Below are 23,064 nucleotides of genomic sequence, written 5' to 3'. Positions count from 1 at the left end.
GCGAGCCTCCCGCCTCCTGAAACGGACGACAGGTTAGCAGTCGGTGAACGATTGCCCCGAATCGACCGGACTCAGCACTCGATCACGTTGACGGCCAAACCGCCACGCGCCGTCTCCTTGTACTTGACCTTCATGTCGGCGCCCGTCTCCCGCATGGTCTTGATGACCTTGTCCAGCGACACCTTGTGCACCCCGTCGCCGCGCAGCGCCAGCCGGGCGGCCGTGATCGCCTTGATGCTAGCCACCGCGTTCCGCTCGATGCAGGGGATCTGCACCAGGCCACCCACCGGGTCACAGGTCAACCCGAGGTTGTGCTCCATCCCGATCTCGGCCGCGTTCTCCACCTGCTCAGGGGTGCCACCGAGCGCCTCGGCCAGCCCCGCCGCCGCCATCGAGCACGCCGAACCGACCTCACCCTGGCAGCCCACCTCGGCGCCCGAGATCGAGGCGTTCTCCTTGAACAGCACACCGATCGCGCCCGCCGTCAGCAGGAACCGCACCACACCCTCGTCATCGGCGTCCGGCACGAACCGGGTGTAGTAGTGCAGCACCGCCGGAATGATCCCGGCCGCACCGTTCGTCGGCGCGGTGACCACCCGGCCGCCGGCGGCGTTCTCCTCGTTGACAGCGAGCGCGAACAGCGTCACCCAGTCCATCACGTGCAGCGGGTCGACCGAACCGGCCTCCGCCTCCAGGCCGCGCCGCAGCTCCGCCGCGCGCCGCCGAACCTTCAACCCCCCGGGGAGTACGCCGTCCCGCTCGCAGCCGCGCTGCACGCACTCCTGCATCACCCGCCAGATCTCCAGCAGACCGGCCCGGATGTCCGCCTCGCTGCGCCAGGAGCGCTCGTTGGCCAGCATCACCTCGCTGATCGACAGCCCGGTGCGGGTGGTGACCTCGAGGAGTTGCGCCCCGGTCAGGAAGGGGTACCGCACCGCGGTGCTGTCCGGCTTGATCCGGTCCGCCCCGGCCGCCGCCTCGTCCACCACGAACCCGCCACCGACGGAGTAGTAGGTGCGGCTGCGCAGCACGGCGCCGGCCCCGTCGTACGCCACGAAGGTCATCCCGTTCGGGTGGTACGGCAACGACCGGCGGCGGTGCAGCGTCAGGTCCCGATCCGGGTCGAAGTCGATCTCGTGCGCGTCGAGGATGTTGATCCGCCGCTCGGCCCGGATCCGCTCGACCCGAGGACCGACGGTGTCAGTGTCGACAGTCTCCGGCGACTCGCCGGCCAACCCGAGCAGCACCGCCGGACCGCTGCCGTGGCCGTGCCCGGTGGCACCCAACGAGCCGAACAGCTCGGCCTGCACCCGCGCCGTGTCGCTGAGCAGCCCGTCGGCCTTCAGCCCGCCGACGAACGTCCGCGCGGCCCGCATCGGCCCCACAGTGTGTGAGCTGGACGGCCCGATACCGACGCTGAAGAGGTCGAAAACACTGATCATGGCTGCGCTTCCTCGCCGTCGTCCCGGCGTACGGGACCCGGCCGGGTCGTGACCGCCGATCTGGCGGCCCCGCTCGTAACCGTCCGGGGTATGGGGTGCCGGCCCTCCGGGGTGTGGGAGGCCGATCAGCCAGCCTACCCGCCCAGCTCACCGCCCACCCGGTCCGGGACGTGAACACCCGACCACCGTCCCCCGCCCGGCGCCGCCCCCGCCCTGCCCTGCCCAGCGCCGCGGTCGGGCGCGGGCGGTCGTGGAGGCGTCAGCGGGGGGCTGCCCGGGTAAAGCACCTACGGGTCCACGGGTTGCCGCTCCTCCTCGGGACCGAGGGCGAGGTGGTCATCCCTTTCTACCGTGGATTGCAGACGCGGCGCACCGCCGCAGAGTGGGAGTACGACGATGAGTCGCAAACTGGTCCGGCCCCGCGAGGGGCGCATGATCGCCGGTGTCTGCGCCGGCCTCGGACGGCGGTTCGGCATGTCGGCCGGAATGGTCCGGCTGCTGTTCCTGCTGTCGCTGCTGCTGCCCGGCACGCAGGTGATCGTCTACCTGATCCTGTGGGTGCTGATGCCGAACGAGGACCGCTACCTGGCGTCCACCGGCCACTGACCCGCCCGGCGCACCTGACGTAATCGCGGCCCCACTGGCATTCCAGATCCGGCAACTCGGCGGCCGGGGAGCGGATTGGGGGCCGCAGGCCCACCCGCCGGGCATCACACGCAAGCGCCCGCTCCGACGGACGTCGGGGCGGGCGCTTCGGCGTACGGGGGCAGGTCAGGGAGCTACGTACGTGACAGTGATCTGTTGGTAGCCGAGGGAGCGGAGCAGCCCCTCCAGCATCTTGCGAGTGTTCTCCTCGGCTCGGGCCGAGAGCCCGCTATCGCGGGCGGCGGCGGTGATCCGGTCCTCGGCGAGCTTGTAGACCTGCTGCTGCCGGTTGGGGTCGTTGCCGACCAGGTCACCGAGCCGGTTGAGCAGACCGCGCTGCTCGGCGAAGACGTAGCTCTTCTCCATGTCGAGGTTGGTCTCGCCGAGCTGCGGCGCGGGCAGCTTGATCTCGACGGACTTGCCGTCGGCGGACTGGACGACGGCGCCCTCAGCGATCTTGGTGAAGTCGACGTACGCCTCGACACTGCCGGCCCCGACGAACAGGGTGCGCTCGTTGAGCAGGAAGTCCGGAACGTTGCGCCGGTCGTTCTGCGTGTCGACCACGACCTGGAAGTTGCCCTCCGCCGCCACGTAGCGGCTGAGGTCCTGGATCGACTTCAGCAGCGGTGGCTGACTGCGGTCGGTCTGCTCCTTGGCGAACGGGTTGCGGAACTCCGGCAGGATGCCGGTCGCCTGAATGCCGAGTAGCACGACAACGGCCAGCGCGGCGGCGCCGAGCAGCAGGAGCAGACCGCGGGCCGCCCCACCGCCACCCCCACCGACGGGGCCATCGCCACCGCTCGTCGGGCCACCGGGGCCAGCAGGCCCACCGGGGCCAGCAGGCCCACCGGGACCGGCCGGCTCGACGGGTTCACCCGGCGTATCAGTGGTCCACCCGGGTGTCGCGGTCGACCGCGCCTTGAGATCGTCACCGGTCGGGTAACCGGGGAACTCTCTCGTGGGCTCGTTGCTGCCAGCGTCGCGGGCCATCACGCTCACCGTCCTCGTCAGACACGTCGTCTGTCAATGACGGTACGGCCCCGATACGACAGTCGCGCGGCGAGCGCCAGGAAGCGACAAAAGGGCAGGTCAGGCGAACGCGGAGAGCCCGGTGAGCCGCTGCCCGATGACCAGTTGGTGGATCTCGGAGGTGCCCTCGTAGGTCAGCACGCTCTCCAGGTTGTTGGCGTGCCGCATCACCGGGTACTCACCGGAGACACCGTTGGCGCCGAGGATGGTGCGGCACTGCCGGGCGATGGCCAGGGCCTCCCGCACGTTGTTCAGCTTGCCAACGCTGACCTGCTCGGGCCGCAGCCGCTGGGCGTCGGCGAGCCGGCCCAGGTGCAGCGCGAGCAGTTGCCCCTTCACCAACTCGACGGCCATGTCGGCGAGCTTGGCCTGGGTGAGTTGGAAGCCGGCCAGTGGGCGACCGAACTGGGTGCGGGTGGTCGCGTACGCCAGTGTGGTTTCCAGACAGTCGCGGGCCGCGCCGACAGCGCCCCAGACGATGCCGTAGCGGGCCTCGGTGAGACAGCTCAGCGGCGCCTTGAGCCCGACCGCCTCGGGCAGTTGGGCGTCGGCCGGGAGCCGGACGTCGTCGAGCACGATCTCGCCGGTCACCGACGCGCGCAGCGACATCTTGCGGCGGATCTCCCGGGTCGTGACGCCGGGGGTGTCAGTGGGTACGGCGAAGCCCCGTACGCCCTCGTCGGTGCGCGCCCAGATCACCGCGACGTCCGCGATCGGGGCGTTGGTGATCCACATCTTCCCGCCGGTGAGCACCCAGTCGTCGCCGTCGCGGCGGGCCCGGGTGGCCATCGAGGCGGGGTCGGATCCGTGATCCGGCTCGGTCAGGCCGAAGCAACCGATCGCCTCACCGGTGGCCATCGACGGCAGCCACAGTTGCTTCTGCTCCTCGCTGCCGTAGCGCCAGATGGCGTACATGGCGAGCGATCCCTGCACGGAGACCAGCGAGCGGAGGCCGGAGTCGCCGGCTTCCAGCTCCTGGCAGGCCAGCCCGTAGGCGACAGCGGAGGCGCCGGCGCAGCCGTAGCCGGTCAGGTGCATGCCGAGCAGGCCGAGCTTGCCGAACTCGCGGGCCAGTTCCCGGGCGGGCACCTTGCCGTCCTCGTACCAGTCGGCGACGTGTGGGCGCACCCGGTCGTCGACGAGTTGACGGACGACGTCGCGGATCTGCCGCTCCTCCTCGCTGAGCGACGGGTCCAGGTCGAGCAGGTCCAGCGCAGCGGTCATGGACGCCACCCTAACGAAGGTTCAGCGCGGGAAAGAAGGGCTCGTCACTCGATCGGCTCGGAGAGCACCAGCACCCGCGCGTGGATCTGGTTGCGCTGCTGGAGGGCGGCGCGCAGCGCCCGGTGCAGCCCGTCCTCCAGGTAGAGCCCGCCGTTCCACTGCACGACGTGCGGAAAGAGGTCACCGTAGAAGGTGGAATCCTCGGCGAGGAGCTTGTCCAGCGCCAGCTCGCGCTTGGTGGTGATCATCTGATCCAGGCGCAGTGGCCTTGGCGGGATCTCCGCCCACTGCTTGAGCGTCAGATTGTGCTCCGGATAGGGACGCCCGTCCCGAACCGCTCTGAAGATCACGACGGCACGCTCCCCTCCCCGTGGCCGGGCCGACCGACGGCGCCGAGCCGGGCCGCGGCGGGCACCGCGCGGCGCGGCACCGATGACCGTGCCAGCCTAGCGGCCCAGCGCACGCTACGTTCTGCTCCCTGATGTCAGTTTCGCTATCGCTCGTCCGATCCTCAACCGGACGAACGGGACGTCCGCGTCAGTTCCACCGGCCGCGCCGCACGACCTCGTCCATCGGGCGACGCCCACGGCGCAACGATGGTGACCGATGGTCGGCTGCGCGGTAACCGATTGTGACGGCACCGATGGGTTGGTACTCCGCCGGCACGCCGAATGCGTCCCGGTAGGCGGCGAGCCGCTGCGGCGGAATGCCGAAGAAACACGCCCCCAGCCCCTCGTCCACAGCGGTGAGCAGCATCAGCAACGCAGCGAATCCGGCGTCCACGTGCCAGTACGGCACCGGCCACCGGTCCGTGGACTGATCGGTCCAACCCTTGTCCGGCTCCGCGTACCGCCGCAGGTACGCCGACTCGTTGGCGTGCGGCACCACGATCAGTGGCGCCCGACGCATGCCAGCGAGCCAGCGCTCCCGCCCACCGCCATCGGGAGTGGTGGCGGCCCAGAACCGGTCCCGATCGGCCAACTCCTCCAACACCAGGAAACCCCAGCCCTGGGCGAAGCCGGCCGACGGCGCGCGGACCGCGTGGTCGAGCAACCGGTCCACCACGTCGGGCGGGACCGGGCGGTCCGGGTCGTAGTTGCGCACCATCCGCCGACGGCGGACGACCTCGGCGAACTCCATCAGGCGCCGGGGCGGATGCCCCAGGCACCTCGCCAGGTGGTGCCGGGCTTGAGGGTGAGCAGATCCTTGCCCGACCGGAACGCGTCCGGTGGGCAGGTCATCGGCTCGATCGCCACCGAGCGGCGGTGCCGCTCGCCGGTGAGGGCGTCCCCGGTGAACACCTGCCACCAGCCGAACTCGGCGTCCGCCCAGATGCTCACAGCGGCCGAACCGTCCGGCGCGGTGAGGCTCACCGACGAACCACCGTCGGCGTCGGAGATCACGTCGCCGAAGCAGGAGTCCAGCACAGCCGCGCCGATCCGGCGAGGGCTGGTCCAGTCGTACTCGGTGCCGGCCACCGGGGTCACCCCCACCGGCAGCAACCGACCGTCCACCAGCACCCGGCTCCGGGTGGGCAGCCGCAACACCAGGTCGTCCACGGCGACGCCCGGCAGTTGCAGGTACGGGTGCACGGAGAAGCCGAACGGGGCCAGTTCCCCGCCGATGTTCGTCACCTCGTGCTCGGCGCGCAGCCCGTCCGCGTCGACGCTCCACCGGCTGCGCAGTCGCAGCGGCCACGGGTAGCCGGGCTGCGGCGGCAGGTCGTAGCCGACAGTCACGGCGTCCGCCGACTGCTCCAGCAACTGCCACGGCACCCAGTTGACCAACCCGTGGATGGCCACGTGCCGCTCCGGCTCGGTCAGCGAAAGCTGCTGCGTCCGCCCGTCGAACGAGTAGCGACCATCGCGGATCCGGTTCGGCCAGGGTGCCAGCACCTGCCCTGTGCAACCGGGGCAGACCTCGTCGGTCTGGTACCCGTCGAGCAGGTCGACGCCGTCGTGCCGGTACGTCCGGAGCCCACCGCCGACCTCCACGATGACGGCCTCGTGGCCGGCGGCGGAGATGGTCCACTGGGCGCCGGAGAACGGGCGCTGATCGGGGCTTTCCATGTCGGCGACCCTAACCGGTCAGGTCCGGTTGTCGCTCGACGCCGCCGCCGCCCGGTAGCGCAGCAGCGCCGGGAACGCGACAGCGAGCACCACCACGAGCACCGCGGAGGCGAGCCCACCGGCCACCCAGGCCACCCCGCCACCGAACCCGGCGGCCATGGTGCCGGCGCGTAGATCGCCCAGGCGTGGGCCACCCGCCACCACTACCGTGTTCACGCCCTGGAGTCGGCCGCGCATCCGGTCCGGTGCGTAGACCAGCAGCATCGACTGACGCAGCACCGCGCTGATCAGGTCGGCGGCGCCGGCCACGGCGAGCAGCACGACCATCAGCCAGAGCTGGTGGGCCAACCCGGCCGCGGCGATAGCGAGGCCCCAGCCGACCACAGCGAGCACCAGGCCGAGCCCCTGGCGGCGGAGCCGGCCGATCCAGCCGGAGGTCAACCCGCCGATCATCGAGCCGATCGCGATGGCGCTGTAGAGCAGACCGACCGAGCCACCGCCGCCGAACCGCTCGTGCGCGATCTCCGGAAAGAGGGCACGCGGCATGGCGAGGATCATCGCGATCAGGTCCACCCCGAAGGACAGCAGCAGGACCGGTGTGGTGGCCAGGTAGCGGAACCCGTCGACGACGCTGGCCAGACCGGCACGGCGGGCCTGGCCGTCGGCGGTGGGCTCGGGCGGGAGTGCGGGCAGCCGCAGCGCGGCCCAGAGCATCGCGGTGAACAGCACCGCGTCCAGCCCGTAGGCGATCGGCAGGACCACAGTGGTGTCCGGCGAGGCGGAGAGGATCAGGCCGGCGGCGAGCGGGCCGGCGACCGAGGCTGCGGTGAAGGTCGTGTAGTTCAGGGTGGTGGCGGACGCCACCAGGTCTTCCGGCACCAGCCGGGGCAGCATGGCGCTGCGGGCCGGCGAGCTGATCGCGAACGCCACCGACTGCAACGCCATCAACGCCAGCAGCAGCACCGGGCTGCCCACGTCCAGCACCGCCTGAAGCAGCAGCCCGAGAGTGGATGCCCAGAGCAACAATGAGCCGCCGAGCAGCACCGCACGCCGGTCACGGGCGTCGGCGACCGCGCCGCCCCAGAGCCCGAAGACCAGCAACGGTACGAAGGCCGCCACGCCCAGCAGGCCCACCCAGAACGAGTCCCGGGTCAGGGCGTACATCTCCACCGGCACCGCGACGGCGGTGAACTGGAAGCCGAACATCGCCACCGTGTTGCCGAGCCAGAGCCGGCGGTACGCCGGAACCCGCAGCGGGCGCACGTCGATCGCCCAGCGGCGCGCTGCGCGCGGCCGGGTCTCCCGCACACCCGTCACGGCGCCAACCGCTCGACGATCCAGCCACAGTCGTCGAGGCGACGGAAGCGGAGCCTGTCGTGCAACCGGCCGGCCCGGCCCTGCCAGAACTCCACCGACTCGGGTTGGACCCGCAGCCCGCCCCAGTGCGACGGGGTCGGGATCTCGGCCTGGTCGGCGAACCGCTCGGCCACCTCCTGGTACCGCTGCTCCAGCGCCGCCCGACCTGACACCACCTGGGACTGCGGGCTGGCCCAGGCACCCAGTTGGGAGCCGCGCGGCCGGCTGGCGAAGTACGCCTCGCTCGTGGCGCGGTCGACGGGCGCGACCCGTCCGGCGACCACCACCTGACGCTGCATGGGAAACCACGGAAAGACCAGGCTGGCGTACGGGTTGGCAGTCGTCTCGACGCCCTTGCGCGACAGGTGGTTGGTGAAGAAGACGAAGCCCTCCGGGTCGTACCCCTTCAGCAGCACCGTCCGCCCGCTCGGCCGGCCGGCCGAGTCGGCGGTGCCCACCACCATGGCGTTGGGTTCGGGTAGCCCGAAGGCCACCGCGTCGGCGAACCAGCTGTCGAACTGGGTGTGCCAGTCGCTGGCCAGGTCAGCCTCGGTCAGGCCCAGGTCCGCGGCGTACTCGTTACGCATCGCGGCCGGGGCGGGTGTGTCACCCGTCACGTCCCCACTCCTTCTCGGGGGCCCCGCCAGCACCCTCCCGCGCTGACCAGCCCACCCTGCCCCAGTCTCACTGAGCCGGGCGGAGAATGCGCGTCCGGGGATGTCGCGTGCAGCACAGTCGCAGCGGGTCGCGTATCCCTTACTCAGCAGGCAGTATGTTCCGAACACATCCCTGAGGGTCGCCTTGAGGCGCTCGGCCGATCGGGCCGGATGAGCGATCGGGCGCACCGACCAGATCCAGGAGAGCGACATGGCTGATTTCAAACCCGGGCTGGAGGGCGTCGTCGCCTTCGAGACCGAGATCGCCGAACCTGACCGTGAGGGCGGTGCGCTGCGCTATCGCGGGGTCGACATCGAGGATCTGATCGGCCAGGTGTCGTTCGGCAACGTGTGGGCACTGCTTGTCGACGGCCGGTTCGGCCCGGGCCTGCCGCCGGCGGAGCCGTTCCCGGTGCCGGTGCACTCCGGTGACATCCGCGTCGACGTGCAGTCCGCGGTCGCCATGCTGGCCCCGTACTGGGGGCTCAACCAACTGCTGGACATCTCCGACGAGCAGGCCCGTGAGGATCTCGCCCGGGTCTCGGTGACCGCGCTCTCCTTCGTCGCCCAGTCCGCCCGCGGCCTCGGCCTGCCGGCGGTGCCGCAGAAGGAGATCGACAAGGCGCAGACCATCGTCGAGCGGTTCATGAAGCGCTGGCGCGGCGAGCCCGACCCGCGGCACGTCAAGGCCGTCGACGCGTACTTCATCTCGGCCGCCGAGCATGGCCTGAACGCGTCCACCTTCACCGCCCGCATCGTCGCCTCCACCGGGGCGGACGCGGCTGCCTGCATCTCGTCGGGCATCGGCGCCCTCTCCGGCCCGCTGCACGGCGGCGCCCCGTCCCGCGTGCTCAGCATGCTGGAGGCGGTGGAGCGCAGCGGCGACGCGGAGGGCTACGTCAAGGGCGTCCTCGACCGCGGCGAGCGGTTGATGGGCTTCGGCCACCGCGTCTACCGTGCCGAGGACCCGCGCGCCCGAGTGCTCCGGCGTACGGCCAAGGAGCTGGGCGCGCCGCGCTTCGAGATCGCCGAGGCGCTGGAGAAGGCGGCACTGGCCGAGCTTCAGGCCCGCCGCCCGGACCGGGTGCTGGCCACCAACGTCGAGTTCTGGTCGGCAGTGGTGCTGGACTTCGCCGAGGTGCCGGCGCACATGTTCACCTCGATGTTCACCTGCGCGCGGATGGGCGGCTGGAGCGCGCACATCCTGGAGCAGAAGCGCCTGCAGCGGCTGGTCCGCCCGTCCGCCCGCTACATGGGCCCGGAGACCCGCAAGCCGTCCGACGTCGAGGGCTGGGCGGCCATCCCGCACGGCGTCTGAGCTGGTAGACAAGGGCCCCTCCCCGACGCCGGGCGTCGGGGAGGGGCCCTTGTCTACGTCGCGCGTCGGAGGGTGGTCATTGTCGTCGGCCACCGGAGCCGACTGTGGCGAAGGACTCAGACCGACCGCCGGGACCCCGCCCATCGCCGTCCGGTGCGGGTGCGAGGATGAGGGCCGGCAGTGTCGCCGGGCCCGCCCTCGCCCTTGCGGAAGGATCTTCAAGACCGTGGCTGACGCACCGATCATCCGGATTCCCGATGAGATCAAGCCCGCCGATGGACGCTTCGGCTGCGGCCCGTCCAAGGTCCGCCCGGCGGCGGTGTCCGCTCTCGCCGAGGTCGCGACCACCTACCTCGGCACCTCGCACCGGCAGAAGACGGTCCGTGACCAGGTGGCCCGGCTGCGCTCCGGCATCGCCGAGTTCTTCTCGCTGCCCGAGGGCTACGAGGTGGTCATCGGCAACGGCGGCACCACCGCGTTCTGGGAGGTCGCCACCTTCGGCCTGATTCGCGACCGGGCCCAGTTCGCCAGCTTCGGCGAGTTCGGCGCCAAGTTCGCCAAGTCGGTCAAGGACGCCCCGTTCCTCGGTGAGCCGACCGTCCGCAAGTCCGACGCGGGCAGCGCGCCGACCCTGGTCGCCGAGTCCGGCGTGGACGCGTACGCGACCCCGCAGAACGAGACCTCGACCGGTGTGGCCGTCCCGATCAGCCGGGTGGCCGGTGCCGACGAGGGCTCGCTGCTGCTGGTCGACGCGACCTCCGGTGCGGGTGGCCTGGAGGTCAACGTCGGCGAGACCGACGTCTACTACTTCGCCCCGCAGAAGTGCTTCGGCTCCGACGGCGGTCTCTGGCTGGCTCTGATGTCTCCGGCCGCACTGGACCGGGCCGCCGAGATCAAGGCGTCCGGGCGCTACATCCCCGCCTTCCTCGACCTGGTCACCGCGATCGACAACTCGCGGCTGGAGCAGACCTACAACACCCCGGCGCTGGCCACCATCTTCCTGGCCGCCGAGCAGACCGACTGGATGAACGCGCAGGGTGGCCTGTCCTGGGCGGCGAAGCGCACCGCCGAGAGCGCCGCCGCTGTCTACGGCTGGGCCGAGCGGTCCAGCGTGGCCACCCCGTTCGTCACCGACCCGGCGCTGCGCTCCAACGTCGTCGCCACCATCGACTTCGCCGACGGGGTGGACGCCACGGCGATCGCCAAGGCGCTGCGCGCCAACGGCATCGTGGACACTGAGCCCTACCGCAAGCTCGGTCGCAACCAGCTGCGGGTGGCGCTGTTCCCGGCCGTCGAGCCGGCCGATGTCGAGGCGCTCACCGCGTCCATCGACTACGTGGTCGAGCGACTCTGACGTTCGGTCACGGTCGGTGTCCGTTGGGGCTTCCACGGACACCGACCGTGATCATCGCCGCAGCTCAGTCACGACATGCGGGGTGTCGCTTCCCCCACCCCGAGGCAGATGCGCGTACGGTGGTCCGAGACGCCTGGGTGGCCGACTCGTGGCGTGCGGCCAGCGAAGCGGGACGGAGGCAACGCTATGCGCCCAGTACGCTTCGTCGCCCTCTCCGAGGACGGCCATGCCCTGGTTCTCGCCGACGAGGTCGGGCGGCTGCTCGCCCTGCCGATCGACGAACGGATCTCCGGTGCGCTGCACGCCGAGCCCGGTGCGCCGCCGCTCGCTGTGGCGCCGACCGCGGCCGACCCGGTTCCGTCACTGTCTCCTCGGGACATTCAGGCCCGCATCCGCTCCGGTGAGTCCGCTGAGGATGTCGCCCGGATCGCCGGGGTGCCTGTCGACCGGGTGCTGCGCTACGCCGGCCCGGTGTTGCAGGAGCGGGCGATGCTCGCCCAGCACGCCCGCCGCACCCGCCTCAAGGGCGCGGAGAAGCCCACCCCGCTCGCCGAGGTGGTGAACGGTCGGCTGAGCCAGCACGGCATCGACACCGAGAAGATCTCCTGGGACGCGTACCGGCGTGACGACGGCACCTGGCGGATCATCGCCACCTGGCCGTCGGGCAAGGCCACCGCTCAGGCCATCTGGGATCTGGACAAGACCCGGCAGTCGGTCGCCCCGCACGACGACATGGCGCAGTACCTGTGCGCCGAGCGACCCACGCCGATCCTCGGCCAGGAGCCGGCACCGGAGCGCGGCGGGCATGCCCTGCCTGGTCCGTCGCGTGGTGAGCCGAGTCGTGGCGGGCACGGGTTGCCGGCGGCGTCCGAGCACCCGCGTCCTGGCCGTGATCCGATCCGGGCCGGCCGTGACGCCCTGCTCGCCTCCCTGGACCGCCCGCTCGGCGCCTCGTCGGGTCGCGGGCTGGAGCCGCGTACCCCGGCTGCCCTGGCCGGGTCGGACGCGCCCCGGCAGCGGCCGGTCGGTGGGGGTGCCGCCGCGCTGCTCGGCGGTGGCCAGGGTTCGGCCTTCGACGACGATTCGGACGCGCCCAAGGAGGTCCCGGCCGTGCCGTCGCTGGCGGTGCTGCGGCCCCGCCGGACGGGCGCCGCGGCGGCCGCCGGCGGCGAGTCCACCGACGCCAACGGCAAGCCGCGCAAGCGGTTGCCGAGTTGGGACGACGTGCTCTTCGGCAGCGGCCCGGCCGCCCGCGAATCTTCCTGACGCTGGGCGTTGACGGGTGACCTCGCGTCACCCGTCAACGCGCGCGTTCGGATCTCACCGAATGTCTCCGGCGTCTTCGCGATGAGGGGCGGCGACCCCGCGTACGGCCTCGGCGACGGCGCGGAAGTCCTTCTTGAGGATCGCACCGTGGTTGCTGGCGACCTTCGCCCCGATGGTGATGTGCGGGTTGCGGGCGGTCACCGTGTCGAGGCTGGCGCGGATCTGCTCCTGTTCGTCCCCGCGACTGCCGAGGGATGTTCCCGAGGCGACCACGTACCGAACCGGGACGGTGATGGTGTCCAGCACCGGGCCGAGTTCGCGCTCGCGGGAGAGTTCGCCCAGTTCGATGTTGCTGTCCGCCATCTGGCCGGCGTTCATCCGTGGGGTCAGGCCGGTCGGGCGCAGCAGCGGCATGAACAGGTTCATCCGTCGGAACATCTTGCGGATCCGCTGCGCCATGGCCTCGTCGAGCCAGTCGTGCGGGAACGCACCGTCGACCAGGACCGCGCCCAGGGCCCGTTCCGGGTTCCGGTTGGCCCAGTGCGCCCCGACCACCGCTCCGTAGGACCAGCCCACCAGCACCGCCCGGGCCACCCCCCGAGCTGCGAGAACGGCGTCGACGTCCCGGACTGCCGCTTCGAACGAGTAGTCGGCTGATCGCTTCGACTTCCTGCCACGGGCCCGCTCGTCGTAGGTGATGTGCCGGAATTCGGTGCCCAGCTCGGTGATGACCCGCCGCCAATAGCCCTGGGTGGCGAACTGGCCGTTGAGGTAGACCACTGGGATGCCGGGGCCGCCGGTGTCGGTGACGGCCAGGGCCGTGTCGTCGACCGGCACCATGCCGGTCCACGCCGAACTGGCCGAGGACACGCTGTTGTTCGTCATCTCGATCCGTCCTTTTCAGAGGCTGCGGGCGATGATGTCGCCCTGCATGGTGCTGGCGTGGATGTCGAGCTCGAGGGTGCCGTCGTTCTTGAGGGCGTTGCTGACGCGGCCGTGGCCGGTGCCGGCGTCCAGTGCGGCCGAGACGCCGGCCGCCGCCGCGACCGAGATGTCGCCGGACTGGGTGCGGAGGACGACAGTGCCACGCACGGCCTCGGCGACAGTGATGTCGCCTCGGGCGGTGCTGATCTCGGCGGGTCCGTTGAGCCGCCCGATCTCGACGTCACCGTCGATGGCGGTGAGGCGAACGCTGGCGGCCTCGTCAATCTTGATCTGCCGGTACGCCCCGTCGACTGTGACGTCGCCGAGGCGGCCGACGCCCCGCAGCTCGGCGCTGGCGGCCCTGGCCTCGATACGGGAGTCGGCGGGCACCCGGACGGTGACCTCCAGGGAGCCGGAGGGGCCGAAGGGCTTGTTGATGGGACGTGCGGTGGTGATTCGCAGGACGCCGTCGGCGTAGGCGACTGTGGTCTGGTCGGCGGCAGTGGTGTCGCTGCTCTTGGCGGGGTCGGCCGGGAGGACCTCGACTGTGGTGTCGGCGCGGTCCGCGGCGATGAGCTGGATGCGTCCGGCGGGGATGTCCAGGACGGCGGAGATGGGGGCGGGGGTGTCGAACGTCTGCATCGTGCTCTCCCAGGTCGGCGCTTGTTTCCGATGTGGGAAACGCTACGTTGCTTTCCAGTTTTTGCAACAATCCTGTTGCAGCAGGACAGCGTTCTGGCTGTTCATAGCGATGGGATTGTTGCAACCGCCCTGAACCTAACGCAACGCATTCCCTGTCGTCGTTGCATTGATGTGTGGGTTAACGCTATGGTGGCGGGGTCTGGGGCCGCCGCCCTACGGGGACCACGAGGGAGATCGCGATGCCAGGAGGCAGGCTCACCCAGCAGGAGCGCCAGCAGATCGCGCTGGGGCTGGCCGACAGCCTCCCCTACGCCGAGATCGCCCGACGCCTCCACCGCCCCACCTCGACCGTGACGCGCGAGGTGATGCGCAACGGCGGCCCCACCGGCTACCGCGCCGATCTGGCCCACCACGCGACCGAGCGCCGCGCCCACCGGCGCAAGCCCGCCCCCTCACGTGGCGCCGAGGCTGCCCATCGACCAGACGGACGCGACGCCCAGGCCATGGCCGACTACGAGGAGGTGTTCACCACAGTCCTCATGGCCTCCGGTCTGAACAAGATGGGGGCCCGAGTGTTGGCCAATTTGTTCCTCACCGACTCGGGCAGTCTCACCGCGTCCGAGCTCGCCCAGCGCCTCCAGGTCAGCCCGGCGTCGATCTCCAAGGCGATCACCTTCCTGGAGAGCCAGAGCCTCGTCCGCCGCGAACGCGACGATCGCCGCCGCGACCGCTACGTCGTCGACGACGAACTCTTCTTCCAGGCGACGATCGCCAGCGCTCGGGCCAATGACCATCTCGTCGCTACCGCACGCCAGGGTGTCGCCCTCCTCGGCGCGCACACCCCAGCCGCCGTTCGTCTGGAGAACATCGCCCGCTTCCTCGACTTCATCAGCGAGAGCATCACCCGTGCCGCCGAACAGGCCCGCGAGGTTCTTCGCAGCAGGCCGTCCAGCGCGACCAGCCACGTGCCGCCGGGTCACAGCGACCAGGCGGCTATCCGTTCGTAGCGTGGTCGGCCGCCGAGGTGGCTGCGCACCAGCAGCAGCTCCGATGCCGGCCACGATGGCCCTTCGTACCCGTCCAGGCCGACCCGGTCGGCCTCGACGTCGGCCGGGTCCATCCGGTCGCCGGGCCGGGCGACGGTCAGGTGCGGCCGAAACGGCCTCTCGTCGTACGGCAGCCGGCCGTAACTCAGCCGGTACCGAATCAGCCCGGCAAGCACGTGCAACGCCTCGACCTCCCCCCGCAGGTCCACCCAGAGCACTGTGGATCGGCCCCGGCCGAACCGGCCGCCACCGCCGAGACTCAACCGGGGCACGGCGTCCCGGCCGTTCCGGAACCGCTCGACGGCCAAGCCGAGCGCACTGTCCACCTCGACCAACCGGGCAGACTCGACCGCACCGAGGAACGCCACTGTGAGGTGCAGGTCGGCCGGGTCGGCGAGGCGGACACTGACGCCGGCGGCGGCCGCCGCAGCGACGCGCAGACGCGCGACCTGTGCGGCGAGATGGTTGACGGCCTCGACGGACGGGCGGACCGCGACGAAGAGTCGCACAGCGTGCGTCCGCTCAGCGGTGCCGCTGCCGAAGCCCGGCTCGGGCCGCCGGAAGGGCCAGCCCGGCGGCATGCAGCACGCCCTCCACCCGGACCCGCTCGATCTCCTGGTCGACGCCCTCGAGCTCGGCGAGGTGCTCGGCGATGCCGAGCGCGCGGCAGGCGAGGCGAAGCCGGTCGTCGTACGCCTGCAGCAGTGCGCTGTGCCAGACCATCGAGCGACCGCTGCCGCCGACCCGCTGACCGCCGAGACGGCGCAGGTCGGCGGCGAGCTGCTCCAGCGGCCGGCGGTCAGCGCTGTCGAACTCGCTGAGGTCGATGTCCCGGGTCAGCGCGTCGGCTTCGATGGCCCGGTCGAGACGGGCGATCGTGCGCCTCTCCCGGCGCCGGTCACGCCACTCGGACCAGCCGCAGACCACCCGGTCGAGGATCTCGTCGTAGCAGAAGAGCAGGGCGAACGCTGCCGGCAGCGTGGCCACGGCGAGGAACGCCAGGGCCAGCATCAGCGCGCGTCCGACTCCCACGTATCGACGCTAAGCCCCACCGTGCCACCCCGCCAGCGGTTTGGCCGCATCCGCGCAACCGGACGCGGCCGGCGCCGGCGGTAAACCTCAGCAGTCGGTGGAGGTGACGTAGAAGCGGGGCATCGGCAGCACCCGGAACCGCAGCCGGGCACCGGAGTGGCGCAGCTGCCAGGTGAGGGCGACCAGCGCGGCGGCCAGCGAGATGAGCCCACCCATCCAGATGCTGGCACCGGCACCGTAGTGCTCCGCGACCCAGCCGATCAGCGGCGCGCCGACCGGGTTGGTGCCCAGGAACACCAGCACCCACAGGGCCATCACCCGTCCCCGGAAGGCCGCGTCGACGCCCATCTGGATCCGCTGGTTGGCTGCCTGGGCGAAGAAGACCATGCAGAAGCCGGTCGGCACCAGCAGCGCCACCACCAGCCAGTACGCCGAGGAGAGGCCGACCAGGGTGCCGAAGCTTGCGCAGGCGATCGCCGCGCCGAGCACCAGCCACACAGACGGGCGGCTACGCCGACCGGTGCCGCTGAGCGCGCCGCCGAGCGCGCCGACGGCCAGCGCAGTGCTGAACAGGCCGAAGGAGGCGGCACCGGTGTGGAAGACCGTCTTCGCCAACGCGGCCAGGGTGAGCTGGAAGTTGAACAGCGACATGCCGATCACCGACATGATCGCCATCGGCAGCAGCAGGTCGGGGCGGCGCCACACGTACCGCAGCCCGTCGACGACCCGGGCGGACGCCCGCTCGTCGCGGGGCAGCAGGGCGTCGCGGTGCAGCTCGGTCGTCCGCATCCGGACGACGTTGACCAGGGGCGCGACCGAGCTGAGGGCGGTGAAGAGGAAGACCGGGCCCACGTCGAACGCGGCGATGGCCAGGCCGGCCACGGCCGGGCCGACGATCCGGGCGGAGTTGAACACGGCGGCGTTCAGCGACAGCGCGTTGGGCAGCAGCGGCGTGCCGACCAGTTCGGAGACGAACGCCTGCCGGACCGGGGTCTCCACCGCGTTGGCCGTGCCGAGCAACGCGGCGAAGGCGAAGACGTGCCAGAGCTGCACCAGGTCGGTGAGGACCAGCACCGCCATGCCGAGCGCCAGCAGGCTCCAGAAGGCGTTGGCGGCGAAGAGCAGCACCCGCTTGTCGTACCGGTCGGCGAGCCGGCCGGAGAGCAGGGTGAGCAGGAGCACCGGGGTGAACTGGCAGGCGGTGACCACGCCGAGCGCGGTCGCCGAGTTGTTGGAGAGCTCGAGGACGAGCCAGTCCTGGGCGATGAACATCATCCAGACGCCGATCAACTTGATCAGCTGCCCGGATGCGAAGAGGCGGTAGTTGCGGACCTGTAGGGACTGGAACATCGTGCTCAGCTTCGCCTGCACTCTTGGTGCGCCTCCTCCGGACGTACGCGTCATCGACACGTGACGGCACGGACCCGGTGGCGCGGGCGCGGCTCAGGCGCGAGCGAGCTGCTGAAGAATCTCGGCGGCCCTCTGCAGGGTCTCCCGTTCGTCCTCGTCGAGTGCGGCCAGCCGGTGGGCCAGCCACTCGTCGCGGGCCCGCTCGAACTGGTCGAGCACGGCCTGTCCTCCCTCGGTCGCCGCGAGGATGACCTGCCGCCCGTCGGTCGGATGGGGTGTCCGCCGCACGAGGCCGCGGTCCTCCAACTTTCCGACGATCTTGGTCATCGTCGGCGGCTGCACCCGCTCAACGTCGGCCAGTTCCCGGGGTGTCATCGCGCCCGCCAGCCGCAGGCTGGTGAGCGCGGAGACCTGGGTGACCGTGAGATCGCCGACCGGCCGGGCCTGTCGGACCCGCCGGTTGAGTCGGGTGATCGCATCACGCAGCTGGGGAGCCAGCTGCGCCGGTGGCACGCGTTCCGCCGTCACCGTCCGCTCCGTCACAGTAGTTAGCTTAACTAATGAGCATGGCTAACGACATCCGTTATGACCAGGCTCACGAGGGGATTCAGATGGTACGGGCGGGGAATCCCGATCGACTCCCCGCCCGGACGCGCTCACAGCACCAGGGACTCGATCGGCCCACGCAGGAAGTACAGCACGAAGAGCGCGGCCACCCCGTACAGCAACGGGTGGATCTCCCGGGCCTTGCCCCGCGCCAGCTTGACCACCACGAAGGTGATCAGACCAGCGCCGATCCCGTTGGAGATCGAGTAGGTGAACGGCATCAACACAATGGTGAGGAACGCCGGAATGGCGATCTCGTAGTCGGACCAGTCGATCGTCCGCACCGCTGTCATCATCAGGAACCCGACCACCACCAGGGCCGTCGACGCCGCCTCGAACGGCACGATCACGACCAGCGGCGCCAGGAACATCGCAAGCAGGAAGAGCGCGCCGGTGACCAGGTTGGCCACGCCGGTCCGCGCACCCTCCGCGACACCGGCGGCGCTTTCGATGTACGACGTGTTGCTGGAGGTGCTGGCCGCACCGCCGGCCGCCGCCGCGATCGAGTCGACAAGCAGGATCTCCTTGGCCTTCGGCGGGGTGCCCTGCTCGTCGAGCAGGCCACCTTCCTGGCCGACCGCGACCATCGTGCCCATGGTGTCGAAGAAGTCCGTGATCAACAGCGTGAAGATGAACATCAGCACGACAAGCCAACCGGCCCGGCCCCACGAGTCCAGCACGTTGAACTTGCCGAGCAGCGACAGGTCCGGCAGGTCGACCACCGACTTCGGCAGCTCCGGCACGTTCAGCGACCAACCCTTCGGGTTGGGCTGACCGTTGACGAACGACGGGCCGATGTTGCCGACCGCCTCCACGATCACCGCGAGCACCGTCGAGGCGAGGATGCCGATCAGGATCGCGCCCTTCACCCGACGGACCACCAGCACCAGCGTGATCAGCAGGCCCACCACGAAGACCAGCATCGGCCAGCTCACCAGCTTGCCGCCGATGCCCAGGCCGACCGGAACCGTGGTGTTGGCATCATCCGGGATGCGCCGGACGAAGCCGGCGTCCACCAGGCCGATGATGGTCAGGAACAGACCGATGCCGACCCCGATCGCGCTCTTCATCTGGGTCGGCACCGAGCGGAACACAGCGGTCCGCAGACCGGTCAGCACCAGCACCGCGATGATCAGACCCTCGATCACCACCAGGCCCATCGCATCTGCCCAGGTCATCTCGGGTGCGATCTCGTACGCCACCAGGGCGTTGACACCCAGGCCGGCGGCGAGCGCCAGCGGGAACCGGCCAACCACACCCATCAGGATGGTCATCAGGCCGGCGACCAGCGCGGTCGCGGCAGCCAGCGCGGGAATCGGAAGGCTCTTGCCGTCACCGTCGACTGCGCCGCCCAGGATCAGCGGGTTGAGCACCACGATGTACGCCATCGTGAAGAAGGTCGCCAGGCCACCGCGTACCTCACGGCTCACCGTCGAGCCACGGGCGGAGATCTCGAAGAAACGGTCGAAACCGTTACGCGGATGAGCGGGGTTGGGAGGTGTGCCGTTCTCGGGCGGCGCTACTGCCATCAGGTCCTCGCAGGTGATCTTCCAGTTGTCGCGCGCATCGTCCCAGATCGTCGGTGGGCAGGGGAAGTAGATCCCGTACGCTTGCCGAATGCCGAACGAGCAGCCACCGCGGCCCGCACCACTGGATCCGCCGATGGTGCCGTTCGCCCTCGCCGGGTTGATCGCGTGGGCGGTGGCCGGGCTGGTCCTGCTGATCTTCTTCCGGGGCTGGCTGACCGACCACGGTCACCAGAACTGGCTCTGGACCTGCCTCGCCGGTTTCCTGTGGGGTTTCCCGGGCCTCGCCGTGATGATGCGGCACGACGCCAACAGACGACGCCGCCGGGCGAGGTGAGCTGGCCGCGCCCGGACGCACTCCGGCGCGGACGATCAGGAGTGGCCGTACGGCTCCGCCGGCTCAGCGGCCTCCACCGAGCCCGGCGCCCGGCTGACCGACATGGCCTCCACCGCGCTGTCGTCGTACACAGTGGGCAGCTCGTCGACGGCGGTCTCGGCCGCCTCGATCAACGTCTCGGAGTGGGCGCCGCAACCGTGGTCGGCGCTCACCACCCGCCCGTCGTCGGGGGCGTAGAAGTTGCCGCACGCCCCGAATGCCTGCCGCATCGCACCGGCCAGCGGCAGGTAGAACCCGCAGGTGCCGCAGCGGGCGGCGGACGGAGCGGCGGACGAGATGGCCGCGGCGGGGCCGTGGTCACCTTCGTACCAGCGCTGCGCCGTGTCGATGCGGCCCTCCCGGGAGAGCACGCGGGCCCGCCCGAGGCCCAACTCCCATGCCGTCTCCTCGACCGCCGGGTCGTCGGAGAGCAGGTAACCGGGGACCAGTCGATCGTCGTCGGGCGAGGTCGGGAGCAGGTCACCCGGCCCCAGGTCGCCCGGCTTGAGCCGCTCCTGCCAGGGCAGCCAGCCGGGCGCGAGCAGTGCGTCCGGGCCGGGCAGCAACACCGTCTCGCAGATGGTCACCGTCTTGCTGCGCGGCACCCGGGTGACGGTGACCGCCCAGCGCCAGCCGTTGTAGCCGGCGAGGCGACATTCGAAGTAGTGGGTGACCAGCCGATCGCCCTCGGCAACGACCTGCAGGTGGTCGCCGACATCGTCGGCGTCCACCTCGGTGATGCCAGCGCGGGCCACCTCGACGGCGGCGGCGCAGACCTGGTCGAGACGGGCGGCACGGGTGGAGGCGGGCCTGGTCACCAGACCATTGTTCCCCATGCGCCTCGCAGGGGTGACAGGGACTCCCGGGGAACCTTTCCCAGCGGTGGTGCGGCGTACCCGGATCAGATGGGCGAGGATGGTGCACATGCCGTCGTACTCCCGCTCCGGGCGTTCCGTCCTCGGGCGGACCGTCGGCACCGGCATTCGCGCCATCCGTCTGCTGTTGCGTGGTTCGGTGGGCAGCGGCCGCTGGGTGACCCGCCGAGCCGGTCGGGCCCGCGCCCGGGGTGCCGGCGGCGAGGTCGGCATGGTTCGCCTGTTCGACCTGCACGCGCTCTCCTGCGCCGGTGACACCCTGATCGCCATCGGTCTGGCCGGCACGATCTTCTTCAACGTGCCCCTCGGCGAGGCCCGCAGCAAGGTCGCGCTCTACCTGCTGGTGACCATGGTGCCGTTCGCGATGCTCGCCCCGGTGGTGGGCCCGCTGCTGGACCACTTCCGGCACGGCCGGCGGTACGCCCTGGCCGCGACGATGCTCGGCCGCGCCTTCCTGGCCTGGTTGATCTCCGACTACATCCACGGCTTCGGGCTCTACCCGGCCGCGTTCGGGGTGCTCGCGCTCTCCCGGGCGTACGGCGTGGCCCGCTCCGCGGCGGTGCCCCGATTGCTGCCGGAAGGGCTCGGCCTGTCCCAGGTAGGTGCCCGGGCCAGCGTCTACGGCACCGTCGCGGGTGCGCTGGTGGCACCGATCGGGTTGGCCGCGTTCTGGTTCGGGCCGCAGTGGCCGCTACGGGTCGCATCGCTGATCTTCCTGGTCGGCATGGTGATCTCGCTGCGGCTGCCGCCGAAGGCCGACTCGGAGCCACCGGAGCGGGTCCCCCGGCCCCTGCGCGCGCTGGGCCGCCGCCGTGGCGACCGGCCGTTGGGCCGGGGCCGACCGTCCGGCCGGCTGGTGATCGCCACCCTGATCGGCGCGGCGACACTACGCGCGCTCTACGGCTTCCTGCTGCTCTTCCTCGCCTTCGCGATCAAGAAGGGCGACCTGACCACAGTCGTGTTCGGCCGGGATCTGGGCGCCGAGTGGGCGTTGGGCGTGGTCGGCGGCGCGCTCGCGGTCGGCACCTTCCTGGCCACCGCCATCGGCACCCGACTGCGCATCCACCGGCCGACCGCCATCCAGTCCAGCAGCATGATCATCGTGGCCGGGGTGGCGGTGCTCGCCGTCATCCAGTTCTCGCTGCTGATGGTCGCCCTGCTCTGCCTGGTCGCCGCGCTGGCCAGCGGGATAGCGAAGCTGGCCGTGGACGCCTCGATCCAGGAGCGCATCCCGGAACGGTTACGGGCCAGTTCCTTCGCCCACTCGGAGACGGTGCTGATGCTCGCCTTCGTCGCCGGCGGCGGGCTCGGGCTGGTGCCGTTCGATGGCAGGATGGGCATCGCCGTGGCCGCCGGGGTCGGCGTACTGGCCGCGATCCGGGGTGTGCTGGCCGCGGCCCGGCTGCGCGGCGAGAAGCTTGCCGGCCGACCGCTCGGTGACGACGAACTGACCGAGGACGAGCCGGCGGACGAGCCCGGGGACCCCACACCGACCTCACCGGCGCCGGCCCAGACCAGCTCACCGCAGTACGACGACCCGAGCCTCGCCCCGCCGGGCTACCACATCTACCGCCCGTCGTCGGCAGTTGGCGGCCCGGGTGGCGGGGCCGACGACGAAACCCGCCGCGAGTCCCCCGGCTCACTCTCGTGACCGGTCTGCTGGTGGTGACTGCGGTTCCTGCCGAGGCGGACGCGGTCCGCGCCGGGCTGACCGACCCCACCGTGACGGTCACCCCGATCGGTGTGGGTCCGGCCGTCGCCGGTGCCGCCACCGCCCGGCTGCTGGCGCTGGCCGAGGCCGCCGGCCGCCCGTACCGTGCTGTCGTCAGCGCCGGCGTGGCCGGCGGCTTCACCGGGCGGGCCGAGGTCGGCGACACGGTGCTCGGCACCGCCAGCATCGCCGCCGACCTGGGCGCCGAGTCGCCCGACGGCTTCATACCGGTCGACGAGTTGGGCATGCCGCCCGCGCTCCTCGGTGCGGGTAGCAGGGTTCCGACGGACCCGGGTCTGCTGGCGGCACTGCGAGCGGCCCTGCCGACGGCCACGGCCGGCCCGGTGCTCACTGTCAGCACCGTCACCGGCACCACGGCCAGCACCGACGAGCTGCGCCGGAGGCATCCGGAAGCGGTCGCCGAAGCCATGGAGGGGTACGGCGTGGCGGTCGCCGCAGCGCAGGCCGGGGTTCCCTTCGCCGAACTGCGCACCATCTCCAACCCGATCGGCCCCCGCGACCGGGACGCCTGGCGGCTGCGCGAAGCCCTGGCCGCCCTGACCGCGGCAGCCCCGGCGCTGCGCTGACCCGGCGCTGCGCTGACCCGGCGCTGCGCT

General features: G+C 71.1%; 24 protein-coding genes. 8 read left to right on the top strand and 16 right to left on the bottom strand.

Going from position 1 to position 23,064, the window contains the following annotated elements; genetic code table 11:
• Window positions 1-71: 71 nt before the first annotated feature.
• Complete coding sequence (locus AB0C19_RS24770) at window positions 72-1,442, bottom strand: L-serine ammonia-lyase (RefSeq protein WP_357189085.1); 1,371 nt, start codon at window positions 1,440-1,442, stop codon at window positions 72-74.
• A 396-nt stretch (window positions 1,443-1,838) separates the two neighbouring features.
• On the opposite strand from AB0C19_RS24770, the gene AB0C19_RS24765 reads away from it, so the two are divergent.
• Window positions 1,839-2,048, top strand: coding sequence for a PspC domain-containing protein (locus AB0C19_RS24765; RefSeq protein ID WP_030486383.1), 210 nt, complete (start codon window positions 1,839-1,841; stop codon window positions 2,046-2,048).
• A 165-nt stretch (window positions 2,049-2,213) separates the two neighbouring features.
• On the opposite strand, the gene AB0C19_RS24760 is transcribed toward AB0C19_RS24765, so the two are convergent.
• The 7 genes from AB0C19_RS24760 to pdxH all read right to left on the bottom strand — a co-directional run bounded on the left by AB0C19_RS24760 (window position 2,214) and on the right by pdxH (window position 8,352).
• Complete coding sequence (locus tag AB0C19_RS24760) at window positions 2,214-3,077, bottom strand: DUF4230 domain-containing protein (RefSeq protein ID WP_357189081.1); 864 nt, start codon at window positions 3,075-3,077, stop codon at window positions 2,214-2,216.
• A 99-nt stretch (window positions 3,078-3,176) separates the two neighbouring features.
• Complete coding sequence (locus tag AB0C19_RS24755) at window positions 3,177-4,340, bottom strand: acyl-CoA dehydrogenase family protein (RefSeq protein ID WP_357189078.1); 1,164 nt, start codon at window positions 4,338-4,340, stop codon at window positions 3,177-3,179.
• 44 nt (window positions 4,341-4,384) lie between these two features.
• Entirely contained in the window at window positions 4,385-4,690 is a 306-nt protein-coding gene (locus AB0C19_RS24750; protein ID WP_030329612.1) for a type II toxin-antitoxin system VapB family antitoxin, read from the bottom strand.
• A 187-nt stretch (window positions 4,691-4,877) separates the two neighbouring features.
• Entirely contained in the window at window positions 4,878-5,480 is a 603-nt protein-coding gene (locus tag AB0C19_RS24745) for a nitroreductase family protein (protein ID WP_091395235.1), read from the bottom strand.
• Window positions 5,480-6,409 carry an aldose 1-epimerase family protein gene (locus AB0C19_RS24740; RefSeq protein ID WP_357189073.1) on the bottom strand — a complete coding sequence of 310 codons (930 nt, stop codon included), beginning with the start codon at window positions 6,407-6,409 and terminating at the stop codon, window positions 5,480-5,482. Before AB0C19_RS24740 ends, AB0C19_RS24745 begins: the two co-directional genes overlap by 1 nt.
• Window positions 6,410-6,427: 18 nt before the next feature.
• Entirely contained in the window at window positions 6,428-7,726 is a 1,299-nt protein-coding gene (locus AB0C19_RS24735) for an MFS transporter (protein ID WP_357189070.1), read from the bottom strand.
• Entirely contained in the window at window positions 7,723-8,352 is a 630-nt protein-coding gene (pdxH, locus tag AB0C19_RS24730) for a pyridoxamine 5'-phosphate oxidase (RefSeq protein WP_357189181.1), read from the bottom strand. The genes AB0C19_RS24735 and pdxH overlap by 4 nt, the downstream gene beginning before the upstream one ends.
• A 280-nt stretch (window positions 8,353-8,632) precedes the next feature.
• Here pdxH and AB0C19_RS24725 point away from each other — a divergent pair, with 280 nt between their 5' ends.
• The 3 genes from AB0C19_RS24725 (at window position 8,633) to sepH (ending at window position 12,359) form a co-directional block, all read left to right on the top strand.
• Window positions 8,633-9,739 carry a citrate synthase 2 gene (locus tag AB0C19_RS24725; RefSeq protein WP_091395245.1) on the top strand — a complete coding sequence of 369 codons (1,107 nt, stop codon included), beginning with the start codon at window positions 8,633-8,635 and terminating at the stop codon, window positions 9,737-9,739.
• Window positions 9,740-9,965: 226 nt separating this feature from the next.
• Window positions 9,966-11,093: a phosphoserine transaminase gene (gene serC / locus AB0C19_RS24720; RefSeq protein WP_357189066.1), complete on the top strand. Its 1,128-nt coding sequence runs from the start codon at window positions 9,966-9,968 to the stop codon at window positions 11,091-11,093.
• A gap of 186 nt (window positions 11,094-11,279) precedes the next feature.
• Window positions 11,280-12,359 carry a septation protein SepH gene (gene sepH, locus AB0C19_RS24715; RefSeq protein WP_196920761.1) on the top strand — a complete coding sequence of 360 codons (1,080 nt, stop codon included), beginning with the start codon at window positions 11,280-11,282 and terminating at the stop codon, window positions 12,357-12,359.
• Between the two features lie 54 nt (window positions 12,360-12,413).
• On the opposite strand, the gene AB0C19_RS24710 is transcribed toward sepH, so the two are convergent.
• Together AB0C19_RS24710 and AB0C19_RS24705 are read right to left on the bottom strand one after the other, a co-directional pair.
• Complete coding sequence (locus AB0C19_RS24710; protein WP_357189062.1) at window positions 12,414-13,244, bottom strand: alpha/beta fold hydrolase; 831 nt, start codon at window positions 13,242-13,244, stop codon at window positions 12,414-12,416.
• Window positions 13,245-13,259: 15 nt separating this feature from the next.
• On the bottom strand, window positions 13,260-13,925 hold the full coding sequence (locus AB0C19_RS24705; RefSeq protein WP_357189059.1) for a DUF4097 family beta strand repeat-containing protein: 666 nt from the start codon (window positions 13,923-13,925) through the stop codon (window positions 13,260-13,262).
• A gap of 239 nt (window positions 13,926-14,164) precedes the next feature.
• On the opposite strand from AB0C19_RS24705, the gene AB0C19_RS24700 reads away from it, so the two are divergent.
• Window positions 14,165-14,932, top strand: coding sequence for a helix-turn-helix domain-containing protein (locus tag AB0C19_RS24700; protein WP_357189056.1), 768 nt, complete (start codon window positions 14,165-14,167; stop codon window positions 14,930-14,932).
• On the opposite strand, the gene thpR is transcribed toward AB0C19_RS24700, so the two are convergent.
• The 5 genes from thpR to AB0C19_RS24675 form a co-directional block, all read right to left on the bottom strand.
• Window positions 14,902-15,480, bottom strand: a complete 579-nt coding sequence (thpR, locus tag AB0C19_RS24695; protein ID WP_357189053.1) for an RNA 2',3'-cyclic phosphodiesterase — start codon at window positions 15,478-15,480, stop codon at window positions 14,902-14,904. The two genes, AB0C19_RS24700 and thpR, sit on opposite strands and share 31 nt — an antisense overlap.
• 13 nt (window positions 15,481-15,493) lie before the next feature.
• The gene (locus tag AB0C19_RS24690; RefSeq protein WP_357189050.1) at window positions 15,494-16,003 is read right to left on the bottom strand and encodes a hypothetical protein; all 510 of its coding nucleotides are present in this window, start codon (window positions 16,001-16,003) and stop codon (window positions 15,494-15,496) included.
• A gap of 87 nt (window positions 16,004-16,090) precedes the next feature.
• The gene (locus AB0C19_RS24685; RefSeq protein WP_357189047.1) at window positions 16,091-17,374 is read right to left on the bottom strand and encodes an MFS transporter; all 1,284 of its coding nucleotides are present in this window, start codon (window positions 17,372-17,374) and stop codon (window positions 16,091-16,093) included.
• Window positions 17,375-17,446: 72 nt separating this feature from the next.
• Window positions 17,447-17,896 (bottom strand): MarR family transcriptional regulator, encoded by a 450-nt coding sequence (locus AB0C19_RS24680; protein WP_030486369.1) that lies wholly within the window; start codon window positions 17,894-17,896, stop codon window positions 17,447-17,449.
• A gap of 113 nt (window positions 17,897-18,009) precedes the next feature.
• Entirely contained in the window at window positions 18,010-19,488 is a 1,479-nt protein-coding gene (locus tag AB0C19_RS24675; RefSeq protein ID WP_357189043.1) for an NCS2 family permease, read from the bottom strand.
• Between the two features lie 88 nt (window positions 19,489-19,576).
• On the opposite strand from AB0C19_RS24675, the gene AB0C19_RS24670 reads away from it, so the two are divergent.
• Window positions 19,577-19,822 carry a DUF2530 domain-containing protein gene (locus tag AB0C19_RS24670; RefSeq protein WP_091395273.1) on the top strand — a complete coding sequence of 82 codons (246 nt, stop codon included), beginning with the start codon at window positions 19,577-19,579 and terminating at the stop codon, window positions 19,820-19,822.
• 35 nt (window positions 19,823-19,857) lie between these two features.
• Here AB0C19_RS24670 and AB0C19_RS24665 read toward each other — a convergent pair whose 3' ends face one another.
• Entirely contained in the window at window positions 19,858-20,697 is an 840-nt protein-coding gene (locus AB0C19_RS24665) for a DUF3027 domain-containing protein (RefSeq protein WP_357189039.1), read from the bottom strand.
• Window positions 20,698-20,785: 88 nt separating this feature from the next.
• Between AB0C19_RS24665 and AB0C19_RS24660 the strand changes: the two genes are divergently transcribed.
• Both AB0C19_RS24660 and AB0C19_RS24655 read left to right on the top strand, forming a co-directional pair.
• Window positions 20,786-22,387 carry an MFS transporter gene (locus AB0C19_RS24660; protein ID WP_238659646.1) on the top strand — a complete coding sequence of 534 codons (1,602 nt, stop codon included), beginning with the start codon at window positions 20,786-20,788 and terminating at the stop codon, window positions 22,385-22,387.
• A complete protein-coding gene (locus AB0C19_RS24655) occupies window positions 22,384-23,034 on the top strand; it encodes a futalosine hydrolase (RefSeq protein ID WP_357189035.1) in 651 nt (216 codons plus the stop codon). Before AB0C19_RS24660 ends, AB0C19_RS24655 begins: the two co-directional genes overlap by 4 nt.
• Window positions 23,035-23,064: the final 30 nt, after the last annotated feature.

The sequence above is a fragment of the Micromonospora sp. NPDC048842 genome (assembly GCF_040649935.1).
In the GTDB taxonomy this organism is placed as follows: Bacteria; Actinomycetota; Actinomycetes; order Mycobacteriales; family Micromonosporaceae; genus Micromonospora; species Micromonospora hortensis.
Note: the sequence above shows the minus strand (reverse complement) of the source record. Positions and strands in the feature narration are given on the sequence as shown.